This window comes from Lysinibacillus sp. K60, from assembly GCF_019731275.1.
GTDB classification, from domain to species: domain Bacteria; phylum Bacillota; class Bacilli; order Bacillales_A; family Planococcaceae; genus Lysinibacillus; species Lysinibacillus capsici.
In genome coordinates this window covers 345,491-365,093 of the sequence record NZ_JAASJR010000002.1, presented here as the reverse complement: position 1 = coordinate 365,093, position 19,603 = coordinate 345,491, and the positions used below count along the sequence as shown (strand labels likewise).

Annotated in this window: 20 protein-coding genes and 2 pseudogenes; 2 read left to right on the top strand and 20 right to left on the bottom strand. The window is 37.3% G+C overall.

Annotation, left to right across the window (positions count from 1 at the left end):
- Position 1: 1 nt before the first annotated feature.
- From HCH28_RS05585 to HCH28_RS05535, 11 genes are all read right to left on the bottom strand, one after another.
- Entirely contained in the window at positions 2–556 is a 555-nt protein-coding gene (locus HCH28_RS05585; protein WP_004231131.1) for a SpoIIIAH-like family protein, read from the bottom strand.
- Positions 557–976, bottom strand: a complete 420-nt coding sequence (locus HCH28_RS05580) for a hypothetical protein (RefSeq protein WP_221680160.1) — start codon at positions 974–976, stop codon at positions 557–559.
- A gap of 62 nt (positions 977–1,038) precedes the next feature.
- Positions 1,039–1,182: a hypothetical protein gene (locus tag HCH28_RS05575; protein WP_004231124.1), complete on the bottom strand. Its 144-nt coding sequence runs from the start codon at positions 1,180–1,182 to the stop codon at positions 1,039–1,041.
- A gap of 1 nt (position 1,183) precedes the next feature.
- Positions 1,184–2,095 carry a stage III sporulation protein AE gene (locus tag HCH28_RS05570; RefSeq protein WP_004231121.1) on the bottom strand — a complete coding sequence of 304 codons (912 nt, stop codon included), beginning with the start codon at positions 2,093–2,095 and terminating at the stop codon, positions 1,184–1,186.
- A 12-nt stretch (positions 2,096–2,107) separates the two neighbouring features.
- The gene (locus tag HCH28_RS05565) at positions 2,108–2,485 is read right to left on the bottom strand and encodes a hypothetical protein (RefSeq protein ID WP_221680159.1); all 378 of its coding nucleotides are present in this window, start codon (positions 2,483–2,485) and stop codon (positions 2,108–2,110) included.
- Positions 2,486–2,490: 5 nt separating this feature from the next.
- Entirely contained in the window at positions 2,491–2,700 is a 210-nt protein-coding gene (locus HCH28_RS05560; protein ID WP_012295089.1) for a hypothetical protein, read from the bottom strand.
- A 90-nt stretch (positions 2,701–2,790) separates the two neighbouring features.
- Positions 2,791–3,798 carry an NAD(P)H-dependent flavin oxidoreductase gene (locus tag HCH28_RS05555; protein ID WP_221680158.1) on the bottom strand — a complete coding sequence of 336 codons (1,008 nt, stop codon included), beginning with the start codon at positions 3,796–3,798 and terminating at the stop codon, positions 2,791–2,793.
- A 194-nt stretch (positions 3,799–3,992) separates the two neighbouring features.
- Entirely contained in the window at positions 3,993–4,550 is a 558-nt protein-coding gene (gene efp, locus HCH28_RS05550) for an elongation factor P (RefSeq protein ID WP_004231115.1), read from the bottom strand.
- A 17-nt stretch (positions 4,551–4,567) separates the two neighbouring features.
- Positions 4,568–5,629, bottom strand: coding sequence for a M24 family metallopeptidase (locus HCH28_RS05545; protein ID WP_221680157.1), 1,062 nt, complete (start codon positions 5,627–5,629; stop codon positions 4,568–4,570).
- 2 nt (positions 5,630–5,631) lie between these two features.
- Entirely contained in the window at positions 5,632–6,066 is a 435-nt protein-coding gene (aroQ, locus tag HCH28_RS05540; RefSeq protein ID WP_221680156.1) for a type II 3-dehydroquinate dehydratase, read from the bottom strand.
- 122 nt (positions 6,067–6,188) lie between these two features.
- A complete protein-coding gene (locus HCH28_RS05535) occupies positions 6,189–6,614 on the bottom strand; it encodes a hypothetical protein (RefSeq protein WP_221680155.1) in 426 nt (141 codons plus the stop codon).
- Positions 6,615–6,726: 112 nt separating this feature from the next.
- Here HCH28_RS05535 and HCH28_RS05530 point away from each other — a divergent pair, with 112 nt between their 5' ends.
- A complete protein-coding gene (locus HCH28_RS05530) occupies positions 6,727–7,698 on the top strand; it encodes a DUF1385 domain-containing protein (RefSeq protein ID WP_050779473.1) in 972 nt (323 codons plus the stop codon).
- Positions 7,699–7,733: 35 nt separating this feature from the next.
- Here the strand turns inward: HCH28_RS05530 and HCH28_RS05525 are convergent, their stop codons facing one another.
- The 6 genes from HCH28_RS05525 to HCH28_RS05500 form a co-directional block, all read right to left on the bottom strand.
- A complete protein-coding gene (locus tag HCH28_RS05525) occupies positions 7,734–8,468 on the bottom strand; it encodes an ABC transporter permease (RefSeq protein ID WP_221680154.1) in 735 nt (244 codons plus the stop codon).
- The gene (locus HCH28_RS05520) at positions 8,465–9,190 is read right to left on the bottom strand and encodes an ABC transporter ATP-binding protein (protein ID WP_221680153.1); all 726 of its coding nucleotides are present in this window, start codon (positions 9,188–9,190) and stop codon (positions 8,465–8,467) included. The genes HCH28_RS05525 and HCH28_RS05520 overlap by 4 nt, the downstream gene beginning before the upstream one ends.
- The gene (locus HCH28_RS05515; protein ID WP_221680152.1) at positions 9,180–9,647 is read right to left on the bottom strand and encodes a DUF3021 domain-containing protein; all 468 of its coding nucleotides are present in this window, start codon (positions 9,645–9,647) and stop codon (positions 9,180–9,182) included. Before HCH28_RS05515 ends, HCH28_RS05520 begins: the two co-directional genes overlap by 11 nt.
- Before the next feature lie 10 nt (positions 9,648–9,657).
- Positions 9,658–10,125, bottom strand: a complete 468-nt coding sequence (locus HCH28_RS05510; RefSeq protein WP_370635312.1) for a LytTR family DNA-binding domain-containing protein — start codon at positions 10,123–10,125, stop codon at positions 9,658–9,660.
- A gap of 400 nt (positions 10,126–10,525) precedes the next feature.
- Complete coding sequence (locus HCH28_RS05505; RefSeq protein ID WP_221680151.1) at positions 10,526–11,452, bottom strand: alpha/beta hydrolase fold domain-containing protein; 927 nt, start codon at positions 11,450–11,452, stop codon at positions 10,526–10,528.
- A gap of 487 nt (positions 11,453–11,939) precedes the next feature.
- A complete protein-coding gene (locus HCH28_RS05500) occupies positions 11,940–12,416 on the bottom strand; it encodes a hypothetical protein (protein ID WP_221680150.1) in 477 nt (158 codons plus the stop codon).
- Between the two features lie 459 nt (positions 12,417–12,875).
- Between HCH28_RS05500 and HCH28_RS05495 the strand changes: the two genes are divergently transcribed.
- On the top strand, positions 12,876–15,836 hold the full coding sequence (locus tag HCH28_RS05495) for an S-layer homology domain-containing protein (protein ID WP_221680149.1): 2,961 nt from the start codon (positions 12,876–12,878) through the stop codon (positions 15,834–15,836).
- Between the two features lie 115 nt (positions 15,837–15,951).
- Here the strand turns inward: HCH28_RS05495 and HCH28_RS25390 are convergent, their stop codons facing one another.
- The 3 genes and pseudogenes from HCH28_RS25390 to HCH28_RS05480 all read right to left on the bottom strand — a co-directional run.
- The gene (locus HCH28_RS25390) at positions 15,952–16,077 is read right to left on the bottom strand and encodes an IS3 family transposase (RefSeq protein WP_081456929.1); all 126 of its coding nucleotides are present in this window, start codon (positions 16,075–16,077) and stop codon (positions 15,952–15,954) included.
- Between the two features lie 411 nt (positions 16,078–16,488).
- Positions 16,489–18,261, bottom strand: a pseudogene (locus HCH28_RS05485) (vitamin B12-dependent ribonucleotide reductase); the annotation flags it as partial.
- A 408-nt stretch (positions 18,262–18,669) separates the two neighbouring features.
- A pseudogene (locus tag HCH28_RS05480) lies at positions 18,670–19,467 on the bottom strand (ribonucleotide reductase N-terminal alpha domain-containing protein); the annotation flags it as partial.
- Positions 19,468–19,603: the final 136 nt, after the last annotated feature.

Sequence of the window (19,603 nt, the reverse complement as noted above, 5' to 3'; positions counted from 1 at the left end):
TTTAATAATTATTTGCACTGAACTTGACTTGCACATCATTTGCGCCTTCCATCTCTGTTTTTACGAGATAAATAATTTCGTTTGCTTGTGCTTTTGACAATTCCTCTGCCATCACTGTCACCGACACTTTTTCTCCCTCAGCACGTACAAACGCATCAGAGTAGCCTAATGATTTTACAAGCATCTCAAGCATAGCTTCCGCTGATTCACGTTTAATCAGGCCATCCATTTCATTGTATGCCTCATTTTTTTCTTCGGCAGAATATTCTTCTGAGGCAATCTTTTGTGTTAACTGTTCACGAAGTTGGCTTCTCTCATCACTAACCTGCATACGCATTTCTTCAAATAAGTGACTTGGTGAAGATACTTCTTGTGTTATATCATTTGTTGCTTCCTGATCTGTAACACCTGTGACAGCTGTTTGTTGCAGTGTATCATCTGTAAAAATAGTAAGACCATTGAATTGCTTTGCTGGATCTACCAAATAATACACTGAAATGACTGCTACTAAACTTAATAATGTCATAAACCAAACTGTTCTTCTACGTACGCGCATTTACTTTTCCTCCTTATTTTCCATTGGAACGATAATAATTCGATGAATCGGTAATTGCATCACTTGACTGACGACAGCACGAATTTCATTTTTTACAAAGATATCGGAAGCACCCTCTGAAACAACGAGCATTCCTGTCACGTTTTTCGTGCCTTGTTCAGTCCCTCGAAAATATTGGCTGAATAGTTTATTGGCATCCTGATCATCTGTCATCTCTCCATAATAAAAGTAGACTTTAACCTCCCCAACACCTTCCATTGCCTTCAGGGTTTGCTCAAGTTTTTCTTCATTTGTGAGTGGTGAACCTTTGTCGCTTGTTGAATTCGTTTGATACATAGGTAAAATGATGAAAATTCCCACGGAGGCAGCTATCAAAATTAATACCATTAATGACGTTGTTTTTTTTCGTGTCTTTTCCACATCACTTGTACATTGCCTCCTTTCATCTTCTCTTTTTCAAGTGTATGTACGCTTGTTTCTTCCTATGAATTGATAAATGGAATCTTTAATAGCAATTGCAAAAATACTAACGTGATGACCAACTTTGTCAGTGAAATTATTTCCTTATCATCCGTTAGAAACACAAAAATCTGACAGACAAACAGCAATGCCAATAAAAGAATCAATCTATCTCCCCCCTGCCATGACTTGTACGAACACAATGAGGAAAAAACAAGAAAACATAAATGAAAAAGCAATTAAAAATGATACAGCACATAAAGTAAATAGCGATTTGCTAACTTGATCTAGTAGTCTACAAATATCATCAAAGGCAATCGGTTCTAAAATAGCAGCAAGCATTTTCAAAGAATAGGCACTAACTACAAGCTGCACGGTTGGGATAAAAGACACCGTAATGACCGCAATAAAGGCGCTAATACTTGTAAGAGAAGATGTAAATTGAGTCATATGCTGAAACATCGAAAAACTATCCACAATAAAAGAACCTACAACTGGAATATTTTCTTCAATTAATTTTTTGACGGGCTCCGCTACAGCCGCATTGACACTAAATGCTGCTACACCGCTTGCGGTCATCAGTAAGACATAGCAAATAACTGAGGCCGACACGATGCTCATAATCGTAAATCGAATCAATTCAGCTATTCGAGTAAAGGATATTTCCTTAACAATCACACTGCATACATCAAAGACAATGGCCAAAAGCACGCCAGGAATAAGCCACTTACTACTGATAATGGTGAGGACTTGTACAAAAAACAGTAAAAAAGGCTGCCAGGAAGCAATCGCTGTAATACTACTGGATAATAAAAAGCTCGATGTAAGAATTGGATAAAATGCTGTAAATAGATGGGCTAGTCCTTGTGCAATTTCATCGATTAATGTAAAGGAGTTGACAACAACAGGACCGATTGTTGCTAAAACGATAAGAAAAAAAAGTATCCTTGTCCCTTTTTCAAACTCTGGTAATAGCATGTTCACAATCAAAATGATGATGACGTAGCTGCAAAGCATGAGCGTCATCTTGAGCAAGAGAAAGAATGGGTCGATTAAAAACGATAATATTTGCTCCTGCAATGGCTTCGCTCCTTAGTTTAGCCTTTTTAAAATGGCCGACACCTCCTGTAGAACAGCCAGAAATTCTTTGAACCAATACAGCAAAATCACAATTTTTACAGCAGCAAAAACGATGTTCCCGAGCACTTTATAATTATGTTCTGCCAAAAGCAATGCCACCCACTGCCCGACATAGAACATACTTGCACTGATTAAAATAGCCTTCGCATAAGGTAAAAACGCAAGTGTTTCTAACAATTGTTTGGTGAACGGCAATAAAAGTGTCGAGAACAACATGCCAAAAAGCAAAAAAGAAAACATCACACTGATTAGCGCATGGAGTGGCTGTATAACTTCTTTTATCAGCAATAATAAAAGCAGCATGACAACAGCAACGATGACAATTTCCATTCACATTACCCGGATGAGGTAAGCCATTGGAAGAAGGTTAAAATCTCATTAAAGAATAGACGTAAAAATCGAAGTAATTCTGCTGTCATATATAAGTAAGCAATGAAAAAGAGGAAAAATGAAAACTCCTTCTTCCCTGTTTGATCAAAGAAAACATGAAGAAGCGCAACGACTAGTCCCACTCCAGCAACTCTTAATACGTCTTGTAATTCCATTCCTACGCCCCCTCGTGTACAGCAATATATGTCGCTCTTCAAAAAAAAAGACCTCTATACAGATGTATAGAGATCTTCTACGATTAAAAATTATATTAGTTTGCTTACAATGTTTTTGACCGTATCCTTTTGCTGTATGAGATGACTATTTTCACCCATCCACATGGATAAGTATTCCGCATTACCTTGCTCAGCACTTTTCTTACGAATGGTAGTCGTTAGATAATTTTGTAGCGGATAGGGTGCTACTGTCGCATCCTCCATACGTTTCGTAAAATCATTTGCTAAACCTCTTGCTGGTTTACCAGTAAATGCAAGCGTAATCGTCGTTTGTTGTTCCTTTGATGCCAATACAGCATTTTTATAGAGTGGCGAAATTTCGCATTCATCTGCCACTAGTAAAGCCGTCCCAATTTGAACTGCCTGTGCCCCACTTTCAAGTGCCTTTTGAATATCCTCTTTGGTCACAAGGCCTCCCGCAGCTATAATCGGAATCGCAACTTTTCCCACTACTTGTTGTAGTAAGTCATGTAATGGAATTAATTGCAAAGGGTCAGTAAAAGAGCCTCGATGACCACCAGCCTCTCCCCCTTGTAATACAACCGCATCCATTCCTGCTTGCTCCACTAGTATGGCTTCCTCTAATGTAGTTGCAGTACCAATCGTATAGACGCCATGATCTTTTAATTGTTTAAGAACTGCTGGAGATGGCAGCCCAAATGTAAATGAACAAATTGCTACCTTTTCTTCAATCACAGCTTGAACCTGTCCTGCAAAAACTTCCTTTGATGTTACGCTCTGTACAGGGGATAATCCTAATTCATCGTAAAAAGGTTGCAGTGCCATTCTGGCTTGTTGTAAAACCTCGACATCAATTTTGGGTTCTTCTTGCACAAATAAATTGACCGCAAAGGGCTTTGTCGTTAACTTCTTCACTTCTTGAATAAACTGCTTGGTTTGTTCGCCATCTAAGTAACCTGCACCAATTGAACCTAATAGCCCTGCCTCAGCACAAGCCGCCACAAATTTAGGCGATGTCACACCTGCCATTGGTGCTTGTATAATTGGATATCGCATATCAAATGTTGTTTGTAACATACCTTTCACTCCTTACTCTGATTGTAAACGATTCTACCAGTAATAACCATCTATCTGATGATAGAAATTTGATAGTACCTCAATAAAAATTAACTAGTGCTTCTATCTATTATCACATTAAATGAACGATTTGACAGTATATGTATAAGAAAAAAATAAAAACCTACTCTTTAATGAAAAGAGTAGGCTGATCATTATGCACGTGAAACGTAAGAACCTTCATCCGTGTTAATGATTAAAACGTCACCTTGGTTAACGAAGAATGGTACTTGTACGATTAGACCTGTTTCAAGAGTAGCAGGTTTTGTACCGCCTGAAGCTGTATCACCTTTGATTCCTGGTTCTGTTTCTGTTACTTCTAATTGAACAGTGTTTGGTAATTCAACACCTAACATTTCACCTTGGTAAGATTGAATATGCACTTCCATGTTTTCTTTTAGGAATTTTAATTCATACTCAATAGCAGATGAAGCTAGTTCAGTTTGCTCATATGATTCCAAGTCCATAAATACATGCTCGTCACCTTGTGCATATAAATATTGCATTTTACGATTATCGATTTGTGCCTTTTCAACTTTTTCACCAGCGCGGAATGTTTTTTCATTCACTGAGCCGTTACGTAGGTTACGTAATTTAGAACGTACGAATGCAGCACCTTTACCTGGTTTTACGTGTTGGAAATCTAACACGCGGTATAATTGGCCATCAACAATAATTGTTAGACCTGTACGGAAATCGTTTACTGAGATCATTTGTGTTCCTCCAAAGTTTATAAAATAATGAGTTCTTTTGACGAATGTGTTAGTAGTTCATTACCCGTTTCTGTGATTAAAATATCATCCTCGATACGGACACCACCGATTCCAGGTAAGTAAACACCTGGTTCAATCGTCACGGCCATACCTGGCTCTAGCACTGTATCAGAACGCATCGATAAGCCAGGGCCTTCATGTACTTCAAGACCAATACCGTGTCCTAAAGAATGACCAAATGCTTCGCCATATCCTTTTTCTTTTAAGTAGTCACGTGCAATCGCGTCCGCTTGAATGCCTGTTAATCCAGGAGCCACTTTTTCAAGTGCTAACAGTTGAGAAGCAAGGACTGTATTGTACATATCTACCAATTTTTCAGATGGTTCTCCCACAGCCACAGTACGTGTGATATCCGAAATATAGCCATTATAAAGCGCACCAAAGTCTAATGTAACAAAGTCGCCTTTTTCAATCACTTTATTCGTTGCAACGCCGTGTGGTAATGCTGAACGAAGACCAGACGCAACAATCGTGTCAAACGAAGACTGAGTTGCTCCTTGTTTACGCATGAAAAATTCTAATTCATTCGAAACTTCAAGCTCGGTTTTACCAGGCTTGATGAAGCCTAAAATATGTGTAAATGCGTGATCTGCAATTTCACACGCAGCCTTAATAATATTAATCTCTTGTTCCGTCTTAATCAAGCGAATTTTTTCAATTAGCCCAGAAATCGGCACTAAATCTGCTTGAATCTTCGATTTATACAGTTCATAGGTGCCATAGCTTACAGTATCTTTCTCAAAGCCCAATAATTTGATACCCATATTATTTACTTGAGTAGCAATTTCTTCAATAATTGTGGCATCATGCTTGACAATACGGAAGTCCTGAATTTGTGCAGCAGCCTGCTCTGTATAACGGAAATCTGTAATAAATACAGCATCATTTTGAGACACAATTGCTACGCCTGCTGTCCCTGTAAAACCTGTCATATAGCGACGGTTGTACCCATTCGTAATTAAAATACCATCGATGCTTTGTTCTTGAAGTGCTTTACGTAGCTTTTGTAATTTCAACATAATCAATTCTCCCTCTCGATAAATGTACGTAGTGCCAGTTCATAGCCTTTCGTACCTAGTCCACAAATTTGACCAAGGCAGGCCGGAGCAAGATAGGAATGATGTCGGAAAGCCTCACGTTTGTGGATATTGGAAATATGTACTTCGATAACTGGCACGGAAATACCTGCTATCGCATCATGCAATGCGATGCTTGTATGGGTATATGCACCAGGATTAAAGATAATACCATCATATTTTTCATCCTCTGCTTCATGCACCCAATCTACTAGTATCCCTTCATGATTGGATTGACGAAATTCAACTGTAGCACCTAAAGATGCCGCAAGATTTTGAACATTTTCTCGAACATCATCCAATGTTTCATGTCCATAAATATGTGGCTCTCGTTTACCAAGTCGATTTAAGTTAGGTCCATTCAAACATAATAACTTCACGCTTCTATTCGCCTCTTTCTATGTACTTGCCATTTATTTTATCATACACCATGCATTCAGCAACTAATTTCAACTAGTGGTGCCATAAATACCCCCTTAAACGAAGGGGATATTTTGTACCTTCAACTTTGTTTTTGTGCTGTATGTTCCTTTTGATGGAAATTGGCGGTTTCAAGCAAGAAACGTAAAAAACAAATAACGGTCACCATAAAGGGAATTGACAGTTTTTTAAAAGACGTAAGCTGTAATGGTAAATCTAAAGCAATCCATTCCAATGTGATGGTCACCAACAGACCTAATAAAAGGGAAGAAAAGACAGCTGGAATGATATATACATAGCGCATAGTCATGTATAAAAATAAGCCGATAATAAATAGTAGAAAAATAAAAAAGGTCCATTGAAATAATTTAGAGCTTTCTTCAAACCAATTCCATTTTTTATAAAACCCTATCGGATGCCATTTAATGAGATGGAAATAATGTAAACCCTTTAAGCACAGCGCTAAAACAAGCGCATTGACAAGTGCTGTAATTGTCGCTACTTTCATCATATACCTCTCCTTTATGCACACTAATTATTTCCTAAAATGTACGTTTAGTGTAGCCATATAGAAAATTTACTATGCGTAACGGTAGAGGTTTTTCACTAAATTTAGTACAATGGTACAGTTGAAATATATAAAGAGAGTGGTGTTAGCCTTGAGCAATTCACCTGTATACGGGGGACAAGCACAATTAGAGGGTGTGATGTTCGGAGGAAAGGAACATACTGTTACAGCCATTCGTCGTAACGATGATTCCATTGATTATTATCATTTCAAAAAAGTACAAAAACCTTTTTTACAAAAGCTTAAAAAAATCCCATTTGTACGAGGCGTGGTCGCACTGATTGAATCCGCTGGCTTAGGCTCTCGTCACATGCAATTTGCTGGGGATCGTTATGATGTGGCACCTGGTGAAGAGGAAGATCATAAAGAAGAAGGCTCTAAACTTCAAATGATACTAGGCGTTGCTGTAGTAGGTATTCTTTCCTTTTTATTTGGAAAATTTGCCTTTACATTAATTCCTGTTTTTATAGCTGATTTTTTCTCAAAATGGATTGAAGGAAAAACGGGACAAATTTTACTAGAAAGCGGTATTAAACTATTATTACTGCTAGCCTATTTATATTTTATCTCGTTAACGCCCCTCATTAAACGAGTATTTCAGTACCATGGTGCAGAGCACAAGGTGATAAATTGCTATGAAGCTGGATTAGACATTACCGTAAAAAATGTTCAAGCTCAATCACGCCTACACTATCGTTGCGGTAGTAGCTTCATATTATTTACAGTGTTCGTCGGTATGTTTTTATATTTCTTTGTGCCTACAGATCCACTGTGGCTTCGTATTTTAGATCGTATCCTATTAATTCCTGTTGTTCTGGGGATCTCATTTGAAGTCTTACAAGCGACAAATGCCTGCCGTAATATTCCAGTGCTACGCTTCCTTGGCTACCCTGGCTTATGGCTCCAATTACTTACAACTCGTGAACCAAAGGACGATCAAGTAGAAGTAGCGATTGCTTCCTTTAATATGCTACGCCAAGTAGAGCAGCAACCTGAAATCGCTGCGACATTAAATCATGATTAATCAAAAAGGCAGCCCAACGTCGGAGCTGCCTTTTTTCATTTTGAACGGCCTTGCATTTTCCGTTTAAACATAAAGATGGCGAGAATTGTCATAATTACCGTATAACCAATGATGACAATAAGTGAATAAAACACATGAGCATACTCTGCATGTAGGATAGCCCTAGCTGCATCGACTGCGTGCATGAAAGGTAAATGCTGCGCAATCTTTTGAAATGTTCCACCAATCATATCTAATTCGAACCATGTTCCACTTAACCAAGTTGTCACATTAACAAAGATGGCAAATATCCCTCCTACCTGCTTATCTGTAAATAATGTCCCAAATAATAAACCAAAACTAATATAGAGTGGTGAGATCATTAGAAGTACAAGGATTAAAAAGAGGATCGACTTATTAAATGGCAACCCTAATAACATGGCGGTAGCTAAACAAACAAAAATTTGTAGCAGGGCTATTGGTAGTAAAGGTATCATATACCCTAAAATGTAATCAGCAGCAGACAAAGGAGAAACAAAAATCCTCATTAAAAAGGATGAGCTTTTATCTTTTCCTAGTAACATTCCTGAAAACAGTGTGAGAAAAGAAAAACTAAATACAATGACGCCTGGTGCTAGATTATTCATTTCATATAAAGCAAGTGGCATATTTTTTTGCATAACAGAAAACAAGCCTAATAAAAGGATTGGTAAGCCTATACCAAATAATAAAGTGATTGGATCGCGGACAATCTCTTTATGATTCCTTGTTGCAAACGCAGCTATCCTCACAATAACACCTCCTCTGTTTTTTCCAAGAATACTTCTTCTAAAGAATGCTTGCCTGTTTCAGTGATCAATTGTTGTATCGTTCCTAGTGCACATATTTGTCCATGATGCATAATTCCTACACGATCAGCCAAAGCCTCTATCTCTTCTAAATAATGGGAGGTCAAAATAATCGTGACATGTCCTTTTAAGCGCTTCAATGTGTTCCATACATCATTCCTTGCCCGTATGTCCATCCCTAAAGTCGGTTCATCGAGGAACAATACCTTTGGGTTTGACATTAGGGCCATTGCTACACTTAAACGACGCTGGTAGCCGCCTGATAGTGTCTTAGCCTTGTCATGCTGATGTGGTGTCAGTCCGAATAAGGCCATTTTGTCATATACTTGTTGTTGTGCTTTTTCTTTTTCAAAGCCATAAATCTGACTGAATAATAATAAATTTTCATATACCGTTAAATTAGGTGCAACCGTCGTTTCCTGGGGCGAAATATTAATCACTTGTTTTACAGCCTGTGTATTTTGCACAATGCTTTTTCCATCTATTGTGGCATCCCCCTCTGTAGGTGAAAGGAGCCCACACAACATTTTGATTATGGTTGTTTTGCCAGCGCCATTTTGTCCTAAAAGAGCAAAAAGTTCACCTTGATGGATTTGTAAATTTAATTGATTAACGACTACACGCTCTTTATAAAGCTTTGTTAAATCTATTATGTTAATCATCATGCTCTTCACCTCGATTAGTCAGAATCGCATTAATTTTTTCTATGTCACGCTGTGAAAATCGATATTGTAAAACCCATGTCACAATATAAGTTCCGAGAAAGCTGGCTACGAGAGAAAAAACATTCGCTATTGTTTTTGGCATCCATAGTAGCGTTACAATCGGTATCCAAATCATTGCCGTTATGAAAAAGTGGACGAAATATTGCTTCAACATTCCCCAGCTAGCCATTTCAAAAATAAGTGCTGCAAGAGCAAAGGTAATGCCTATGACACCCGTTAATAGAATTTGAGTAATAATTGCACTTATTTCATCTGTAAAGTAAGTACGAAATTCTGGCACCACCCAAACATAGTTTCCTTGCCCTATGCCCCTCGAGACAAAGAATTGCACAATTTGTCCCATTACTATACCGATCAAAAATCCACCAATAATACGTGTTAAAATGTCTTTTCGCATATTTATCACCTCAGATTCCTAATTGCTTCTTTATTTTGCTTACATAACGCCTAGAAGCGTATGTTTTCGTGCCATTCTTTAATTCAACTCCGATTGTACCTGTTCTACTAATGTCCATATGCTTGATCATGTAGCGATTAACTATTTCAGCATTTGAAATACGGAGAAACATTTGAGGATTGAGCTTTTCCTCCAGCTCATAAAGACGCAAACGTACCGTATAAACACCGTGAATACTCTGGACACAAACCTTTTTTTGCTCTGTATAAATACGCACGATCTCCTTACTATCGATCAATTCAACACCTTTATGGGAGAAAGCTAATAAAGTGCTTTCCGCTGTCGTAGTAATAATTTGTATAAGATGCTCAATGTCATCAGTCATTTTATCTGTGAGAATGATTACTTTGGGTTCTTTATATGTAGGGTCAATCGATACTTCCACCTTCATATGATCACTGTCCTTTCTACGCCTCACTATAAATTTTTCCATACATGTTGTAAATGGATTATCGACAACTGGTCGTTATCAAGGAATAAGTGGTCAATTTAAAAGATTTTTTTGAACAATAAAAAAACTCCCCTCTAGATAGGCCTATCCAAGGGGTTAAACGTACAAGTTTAGCTTACTTAGAATGTTTTTTTACTTACTAGCAAGGCAGTAAAAACACCCATCATATTCGGGAGCTTTTAAAATATTGGAGGTAAGCTCTAATATTTTCCCAAATCAATTGCAATGATTGATTGTTTTGAGACACCAACTGATTTTGAAAAATCCTTCTGCGATTTCTGCAAACATCTACAGATAAATAAACCTTGCTAAAAATGTACATAGAAAAAACGTATTTTGAATGGGTCAAAACACGTTTTTCTGTGAATTATTTACTTAGGATATTTATAATTTTCTGTTGAGCATCCACTGCCTCAGGGATCGGCATCACAACAAACACATGATTCATCTTAGGATAAACAAAGGTAGTGATCGCAACACCTTGGTCTGTTAGCTTTTCATCAAATTGTATTGCATCTGGATATAAGCTTTCGTGAGTCCCAATAAAATGAGTAATCTTGCTAATCCCTTGAAAATCACCGTAAATAGGACTAATCAATGGGTCCTTCAGAGCTTTATTAGCTGCCCATATCTTTGTTATGACTTCCATTCCTTCACTAGCTAACATGGGATCGTTTTCTTCATATTCCTGAATAAGTGGATTTTCTAAACTCATATCAACACATGCCGACAATAAAATAATATCTTGCGGCTGAGGAAGATTGTCCCGCTTCAACTGTTGTATTAGACCGAGTGCTATATTTCCACCTGCTGAATCTCCTATAATGGTTAATTGATTGGAGCTTTCAATAGATGCTAGAATCTCTTTATAGAAGCTGAGCATTTTTGGGTACGTATCTTGATAGTTAAAATGAGGTACTTTTGGATAGATAGGCGCAATAACTTTTGCATTTAAGGCTTGTGCCATTTTATCCATGAACAACCAGTGTAAATTTAAAGGTTGATTTGTCCAAGCTCCACCATGTATATAAAGAATCACCATTTGTGATGAAGACTTTTGGTCATTTAAAATAAAAACCTGCATATCCTCAAATGTTTGCTCCTTCACATCGCTTAAAAGATTGACATCCTCCCCAATCACATAGGGGTGAATATTTTCTGTTCCTCTTTGCTTAATAAATTGTTGAGCATTTTCAATACTAGAAAAGCTCTTTTTATTACTTTGTGAAAACAATAATTTTTCAAATTGCACACTCTCTACAGATCGTTCTCCATTAAAAATTTCTATACTCATGTTTTTCTCTCCTTTTATTGTTCATTCTGTTTCCAAACATGTAATGATTAATAAAGTGATGTGCCAAACCACTAAAACTGAGTATCGATGATGGTAAAATGCATTTTTTTATCGAACTTTATTTTAATTCCACATTTTGAAGAATACTCCTTCCAAAATCTATCATCAAATAAAAAGACCTTCCTGTTGTCAAAAAGCTGCCATTTTGAAACAAAATGACAGCTTTCGATTAGGTATCTATTCCATCCAACTACCGCTATATTATTGGATTTTAATTTGAGACGAGTAACTATACCTATACCCTTTTCTAACCTCTTCCACTCTGTGAATGAGGCTAATCAATTTTGTCTTGATAACATGTAGATAGTTAAGATTAATCATCCTGAAATAATTTATCTACTTCTTTTGATAAATTTCTACCTCATCTTCTGATAACGCTTGATTTTCCTCTGCATCTATTATGTGGAGTTCCATCATTCAGAGTTAGCTATACAAAAGCGACACGTATGTATTCCTCGTTCTTTAAGCTTTCAAGGTGATGCAATTCAAGGTCTTCCATCGTAATACGACGGCTTTTTAGTTTTTTATCATAATCCCCTGCCCAAAACCTAATTAATTCAGCTCCTTGCTCTGGTTGTATATGTTCCTTCAAATAACTTAAAAAATCTTCTAAAAATTGAGGACCCCAATTTCCCTCGATGCCGTATACAAAGGATTTTTCATTATAAAGCCCTAAGTCATAAGGTGGATTATTCCATTGGAATATATTCAAATTTCCAAAAGCCGATTCATCTGCTGCATGTAAAACTCGTGCATCATCATCCATCAGATGCCACGGCTGTGTTGGTGTACTCTCTGTAATTGGATATAATTTTTTTAATTCTCTTACTGTTATTTCAGCAATTCCTGTACAATCAACTGTTTGTAAAGAACTGTTCGCCACTAGGACAGAATATAACGTCATATGCTTGTCTCCTTAAGCTTTAATAAATGAAACTCAAAATATCTAAGCAAATCAATAAACTAACCTGCTCCACATACATTATAGTGAATTTAACATAAATATCCAAAAAAATCATCTCGTTCTACAAATCTAGCTAGATGATAGGCTCTCTCTATTCCCTCAAAAAAAACAAGGAGTAGCAATCGAAATGATTTCTTTTTTTATTTTTCATGATTGTTTTAATAATTAAAAAATCTGATAAATTATTGAATAACACGAAAAGATTACATATTCAAATATAAGTATGGATTAAATGTATTTATTAAAGACTTGTAAAACTCTTCTATCTAAATAGGAAAATTCATTATTTTTTTGAGAGTTATTTGAGAGTTTGTTTATTTATAATAACTTTGTTAATGAATCCTCATTATAAAAAAATATAAAACGAGGCATTATCCTATTCGGAAAGGAGAAAAAGTTATGAAAAAAAGCAAAGAATTATTGATAATGACAATTTGTATGTTATTACTTAGCTTGTTTCCTGTAAATTCTGTAGGAGCAGAAGAATCACAAATTGAAGAGCCGATAGCGCCGGAAGAATCTCAACCTGAAGAGATGATAGTTCCGGAAAATGTTTCCTATGCGAGACATGAAAAAGTTGGTGATGATATCTTCCTTGGAGGAAAATATATTGAGATGGGGATTTCAAAAGGTGGTTCGTTTGGAACGGAAAGTGCAGCCCCAATAGGTTTCCATCCTACTGGACGTGAAAATTTAGGATTTACAGTAGATTCTGATGGGTTTGATAGTGGGGAAGCAATGAGTAGTGGCGATTATTTCTTACCTGGAAGTCCATACGAAGGATTTTATGTTGGTTATAAAGAAAATGATGATAGCACAAAATTATTTTTAAATGCAAATGCTTTAGGATCTATGGAGATTCTAATGAGCACTAATGAAGATTTATCGACAGAAGATAATTTAGTAGCAAAAACGAGTGGGGTAACATCTGATGGTGCATTAAAAATAGAACAAACTGTTTCATTTAAAGCAAATGATAAATTCTTTAAAGCTACAGTTAAAATGACGAATATGACAGATAGAGAACTTTTAGATGTACGTTATATGCGTTCTGTAGATCCTGATATTGAAGCGGATAAAAATGATAATTTTGATACTATCAATTCGGTTCCATTTAACTATCCGAATGATGCTAAATCTGTTGTATTATCGAAGGGTCCTATTACTGGGAATGCATTGATTTTGATGTCTACAGATTCTAAATCACGCGCATCCATTGATAGTTCCAACCCATTTGATCCAACTGCATTTAATGATGACGGTAAAGTAGCCGAAACAACAAATGATTCACAGATTAGTTTAACTTTTGCTGTTGGTAACATGAAACCTGGTGAAGCTAAAACAGTTGAGTATTTTTATAGTTTAGATAGCAATATTGAACAGACTTTAGAGGATGTTGAAAATAATTCAACGCCAACTGTAAGCAATAATGCAACATTAAGAGACTTAACAGTTAATGCTTCAACTGTAGCAGAGTTTGAATCTCACAGGGAAATATACAACGTAGAATTACCAGCAGGTACTACTACGGTTCCAGGTGTAATGGCAACTGTCGCAGATAAGGATAAAGCGAATGCTGTTGTGACAAATGCAACAAGTTTACCAGGTACAACAACAATTGTTGTCACAGCTGAAGATGGGATTACAAAAAAAACATACAAAATTAATTTTACGGTTAAAAATTTAACACCAACTTTAAGCAATAATGCAACATTAAGTAATCTAACTATTAACGCCTCATCTGTAGCAGAGTTCGAATCTCAAAAAGAAATATACAATGTTGAATTACCGTCATACACTACTATGGTTCCTAAGGTAATGGCGACTGTCGCAGATAAGGATAAAGCGAGTGCTGTTGTGACGAATGCAACAAGTTTACCAGGTACAACAACAATTGTTGTCACAGCAGAAGATGGATTTACAACAAAAACATATAAAATTAATTTTACGGTTCAAAAATCAAGTAGCAATGGTGATACATGGACGCCAAATTCTATCCCTGCAACAACTAATCCAAGCTCGACAACAACGAAAATCCAAGTAGCATTAGAAATTGATGGTAACCATCCACTTGAAAAAACAACAGTGGAAATTGAGCGCACTAAACATGCCAATGGTGAAATGACAGACTTCGTCAACTTCACACCATCGCAAGCATTAGAAACTGTAGAAAAAGCAAAACAAATTGGCAATAACATTGCACGTATCGTCATTCCTGATGTGAATGATGAGGTGGATAAAGTAACAGTAGAAATTCCAAAGCAATCTCTACAAACATTACGTGACAATGGTTTATCACTAGAAATTTCAACAGTAAATGGTCATATTGCAATTTCACATAGCTCAATGGAAGGCCTTGACGATAACTTCTACTTCCGTTTAGTACCAGTGAAGAAAGAAAGCGAGCGTCAAGCGATTGAAGAACGCGCTAAAGTAGAAAAAGTTGTCCGGGAGACACTACGAAGTAACGATTGGGGTGTGGTAGCTCGTCCAATGACAATAGAAACAAATATGCCAAGTCGTCCAGTACAAGTAACACTACCACTAAGAGATGTAAATGTACCAACAGAAGCAGCAGCACGTCAAAGATTCTTAGAGCAACTAGCCGTCTTTATTGAACACTCAGATGGTGAGAAAAAAGTGGTCTTTCCTGAAGTCGTCACAATGGCAAAGGGTGAGCTTGGTCTACGCTTCACTGTAGATAAGTTCAGTACGTTTACCATTATTCAATTTGAAAAGCCAGAGGTAAGCGAGCATGATGCTTATATTAAAGGATTCCCAAACGGCACATTTGGTCCTGATAAGAATGTTACACGTGCACAAGTAGCGATCATGATGGCTCGTATTTTAGGCTATACAGAAGGACAAGCATTGAAGAAAGCACCGTTTAAGGATGTAGCCAAAAACCATAGTGCTGCAGGAGCAATTGCCTTTGTAAAAGAACAGGGCATTATGAATGGTGATAACAATGGTAACTTCCATACAAATGCCAACATCACACGTGCTGAAATGGCGGCAGTCGTAGCCAACTATAAACAGCTTTCTGTAGAAGAAGGAGCAGCGATTACATTCAAGGATACAAAAGACCACTGGGCACAATGGATTATTGAAGCAAACCGTACTGCAGGCATCATCAATGGTCTTGAGAATGGAAGCTTTGCACCAAATGCTGCTTTAACACGTGCACAAGTAGTCGTAATGATGAATCGCATGTTTGAACGTGGTCCATTAAACGGCGTCACAAAACCAAGCTTCCCAGATGTCAAAGCAACACATTGGGCATTCAAGGAAATTGAAGAAGCCGCAAACTCTCACTCTTATATAAAAGATACAGTTGGAAAAGAACAGCTTTCAGAATAGAAAAAGCCAAATACAAGAGGCTAAAAACAAAAAGAAAAAATGTTAGACCGCTTGTATTGGTAGTGACTCCTTAAAGTTAGAGTTTTATTTATGCAGCTAATTGGCTGGCATAAGTTCAGTAAAATACTGAACTCATGCCGGCCAATTTTTGTTTAATTCGATCATTATTATAGTAATCGATATACTTTTCTATTTTCTTCTTTAATGTTTTGTAGGATATTAATTCTTCTCCGTAATACATTTAGCCAAAGAATTCTCCATGGCCGCATTGTCTGCACACGTTGCTTTACGAGACATGCTTGGGAAAATCTTATTTTGCTTTAATGTTATCACCCATAAAATGATGTTGATTGTGCCACCCCTAACTTGAATGAATTGCTGCACAAAATCATTTTCATTTAGTTTATTTAATATATCTAACAACACTTCTTTTGGTTGGACTAAGCTTCCCCGTAGCTCAATAAAAGTCTCTTAATTGAAGTAATTTGCATCTAAAAAAATTCTTCTTGTTATATAGCCAATTTTAGATGTTCTGTTTGTGTTAGACATGAAAAACACCCCTTTAGATAAAATATCTAAAGAGGTATTTCTTTGCAATTATATAGATCGCAACTTTATTTCAAAGCCACAACAAATTAATTTAAAATATTAATTACAGGCCACATTTCAACTGTGCGCCACAGTTTGTACATGTATTACAGCCGCCCATTTCTTCGACTGTGCCTTTACGGCATACTGGGCATGTATTCCCAACGTCTGAGCCAATAACAGTTGTTGACTCTAACGCTTGAATCGTATCTACTAATACGACTGGACGTTTTGTATGTTCTTCAACCAATTCCTCTTCAAATGAAAGTTGATCCATATCATTTTCTTCTGCTTTTAGTGTAAGTACTTGTGAATCACGGCTACCGTCAACATAGACCGTACCACCTTTAGCGCCACCTTTATATAGTCGCTCGTACACTTTTTCAACTTGCTGTACTGTATAGCCTTTTGGTGCGTTTACAGTTTTAGAAATAGAGGAATCGATCCATTTTTGAATAATACATTGCACATCAGCATGCGCTTCTGGTTTTAGCTCCATTGCTGTAACGAACCATTCTGGAAGCTCTTGCTCATTTACCTCTGGATGATGGTTCAAATATTCTTGGACAATTTCGGCTTTTACTTCAATGAATTTACCTAGACGACCAGAACGATAGTACGTGAAGGAGAAGTATGGCTCAAGACCTGTTGCTACCCCTACCATTGTTCCTGTTGACCCTGTTGGTGCAACAGTTAATAAATGTGAGTTTCGGATACCAGTCGCTAAAATTTGCTCTTTGATATGAGCAGGCATTTTTTGCATAAAGCCTGTCTCTGTAAAGGCTTTACGTAAACGAGCTGTTTCTTCGTCTGTAGCACCTACTAAGAATGGGAAGCTACCACGCTCTTTCGCAAGCTCTGTAGACGCCTCATACGCAGTTTCAGCGATTGTTTTAAAGATTTCATCGACTAACGCATTACCTGCTTCTGAACCATATTCTTTTTCACAGTAAATCAGTAAATCAGCTAAGCCCATAACGCCTAAACCAACACGACGTTCACCAAGAGCTTGTACACGATTTTCTTCTAAGAAGTAAGGTGTCGCATCAATCACATTATCCTGCATACGAACACCAACACGAACTGTTTCACGTAGTGCTTCGTAATCAACTGATTGATTTTCTTTATTCGCAAACTGTGCTAAATTCACAGCAGCTAAGTTACACACAGAATATGGTGCAAGTGGTTGCTCACCACATGGGTTCGTCGCTACAACACTTTGACCATAAGCCTTTGCATTTGTCATGTCATTGGCGTTGTCGATGAAGAAAATACCTGGCTCTGCCGAGTATGTTGCACATACATTAATTAAATTCCATAATTCTTTTGCTTTAATTGTACGGTATGTGCGGACTTTATAGCCCATTTTCTCCCATTCACGAACATCACCAACTTCATGCCATTTCGTGTTGTAAACGCTCATTTCTTCCTTTGTATATTCTTCAACGGCTGGGAAACGAAGCTCGAAGTCAGCGTCTTTTTCAACTGCTTCCATAAATTCTTTTGTTAATGTCACAGAAATGTTGGCACCTGTTAAAAACTCTGGGTTATGAACAGTGTACGTGCCACCATCACGTAATTTATTTTCAGCCTCACGAATGATAGCTGTATCAAATCCACCTAAGCCTTCAATGTTTTTATAATTCACGATGCCTTGATACATCGCTTCCTCTTGCATAGAAAGTGGCTTGAAGTTTAATTTTTCTTTGGCTAGACGGATGATTGTTTCATCCGTTGTGTTTTCGATCAGGTAACGCAGAATACGTGGATTTTGCATTTTGGAAATAATAAACTCCACAATATCTGGATGCCAATCTGCTAGCATAATCATTTGTGCCGATTTCTTACGCGGGCTCGCTACACCCACTCTCTATGTCACCATAGAAGTTGAGACCATATCTTACATCTCATTAGATGCCCTCGCACTTCGGAGTGGCTTCACTCCTACTCTACTCACTTCCGCTAACTTAGCGTGTTTTCGATGGTCGTTGAACCTTCCCCTTTAAAAGGAGCTTGGCTGCTGATTGTCTTTATCCCACTGCTATTTTCAAGCATTCACGTTTACCGTTTCCGATTACGTTGTAGCTAGCAGTGCATTTATAATGCATTTTTTAACATTTTCATGTGGTTGTATCGCATCATAAACATCCATATTTCCCACCTCGATTAAAGTGACAATATTTCCGTTAAAGAGTTCCCAGCAATTCACGAGGTTTGTTTACGCAGAAGCACCTAGATTATGCTTACCTCTGCGGCTACCACCTTGTTCGACAAGATGAGTCAGCTTCGCAATATCATCTAACCATGAGACAGAACCAGATGATTTACCGTTTACACCACGAGCTAGCGTGTTGCGTGGACGTAAAGTTGAACCATTTGTTCCTACACCGCCACCACGGCTCATAATTTCCATTACTTGCTTACGATGATCACTAATCCCTTCACGAGAGTCAGCGACAAATGGCATCACATAACAGTTAAAGAAAGTTACATCTGTTTCAGAACCAGCTCCATAAATCACTCGCCCTGCAGGGATGAATTTTAAAGAGACTAATTGCTTATAAAATTTCTCAAACCACTCTTGGCGTTTTTCTGGTGTTTTTTCAACAGCAGCAAGGCCTGTTGCATTTCGTTTTGCAATTTGTTCATAAAATATCTCAAGAGGCTTTTCTAACACGTCAATTGAACGCGTAATCACACCCGTTTCTTGCTCTTGCGGATCGTCTAATGCGCTACGATAATCTTCTTCAATCAAAATCTCTGCTGTTTTTGTAGACATATCCAATTTTTGAATTGTCCCTAAACCACGTGCAGGAAATTTCGGATCAGCTTTTACCGTTAATACAACAAAGTCGCCGGCTTTCAATGTTTTCTTTTCTGTGTCTTTAAACGAATAGCGATCGATCATGACAAGTCTCGATACACCTTTGTGTGTAATATGCATATCAGATGTTACGGGGTGTACCTGCGGGAATTGTTCAATATCTTTGTTTAACTGTTCAAATTGATTGTTTACTTCGGGTTGATGATTTGTGAGTACCATCGTTTAGCCTCCCTTGTTTTCTTCATTACAAAATAAATACACAATATCTCGTGTTGTTAAACACTACATATTGTGTATATGTCTTTAAAAAAGATACTATATATAGTTTTTTAATTCAACTCTTGCTTTTTTTAAT

Coding starts and splice junctions, on each gene's coding strand:
- HCH28_RS05495 (WP_221680149.1), top strand. CDS start 12,876: ATGAAAAAAAGCAAAGAATTATTGATAATGACAATTTGTATGTTATTA.
- HCH28_RS05515 (WP_221680152.1), bottom strand. CDS start 9,647: ATGCGAAAAGACATTTTAACACGTATTATTGGTGGATTTTTGATCGGT.
- HCH28_RS05545 (WP_221680157.1), bottom strand. CDS start 5,629: ATGTTGAAATTACAAAAGCTACGTAAAGCACTTCAAGAACAAAGCATC.
- efp (WP_004231115.1), bottom strand. CDS start 4,550: ATGATCTCAGTAAACGATTTCCGTACAGGTCTAACAATTATTGTTGAT.
- HCH28_RS05555 (WP_221680158.1), bottom strand. CDS start 3,798: ATGTTACAAACAACATTTGATATGCGATATCCAATTATACAAGCACCA.
- HCH28_RS05565 (WP_221680159.1), bottom strand. CDS start 2,485: ATGGAAATTGTCATCGTTGCTGTTGTCATGCTGCTTTTATTATTGCTG.
- HCH28_RS05505 (WP_221680151.1), bottom strand. CDS start 11,452: ATGAGTATAGAAATTTTTAATGGAGAACGATCTGTAGAGAGTGTGCAA.
- HCH28_RS05500 (WP_221680150.1), bottom strand. CDS start 12,416: ATGACGTTATATTCTGTCCTAGTGGCGAACAGTTCTTTACAAACAGTT.
- HCH28_RS05530 (WP_050779473.1), top strand. CDS start 6,727: ATGGTACAGTTGAAATATATAAAGAGAGTGGTGTTAGCCTTGAGCAAT.
- HCH28_RS25390 (WP_081456929.1), bottom strand. CDS start 16,077: ATGTATTACGGAGAAGAATTAATATCCTACAAAACATTAAAGAAGAAA.
- HCH28_RS05585 (WP_004231131.1), bottom strand. CDS start 556: ATGCGCGTACGTAGAAGAACAGTTTGGTTTATGACATTATTAAGTTTA.
- HCH28_RS05535 (WP_221680155.1), bottom strand. CDS start 6,614: ATGAAAGTAGCGACAATTACAGCACTTGTCAATGCGCTTGTTTTAGCG.
- HCH28_RS05520 (WP_221680153.1), bottom strand. CDS start 9,190: ATGATGATTAACATAATAGATTTAACAAAGCTTTATAAAGAGCGTGTA.
- HCH28_RS05560 (WP_012295089.1), bottom strand. CDS start 2,700: ATGGAATTACAAGACGTATTAAGAGTTGCTGGAGTGGGACTAGTCGTT.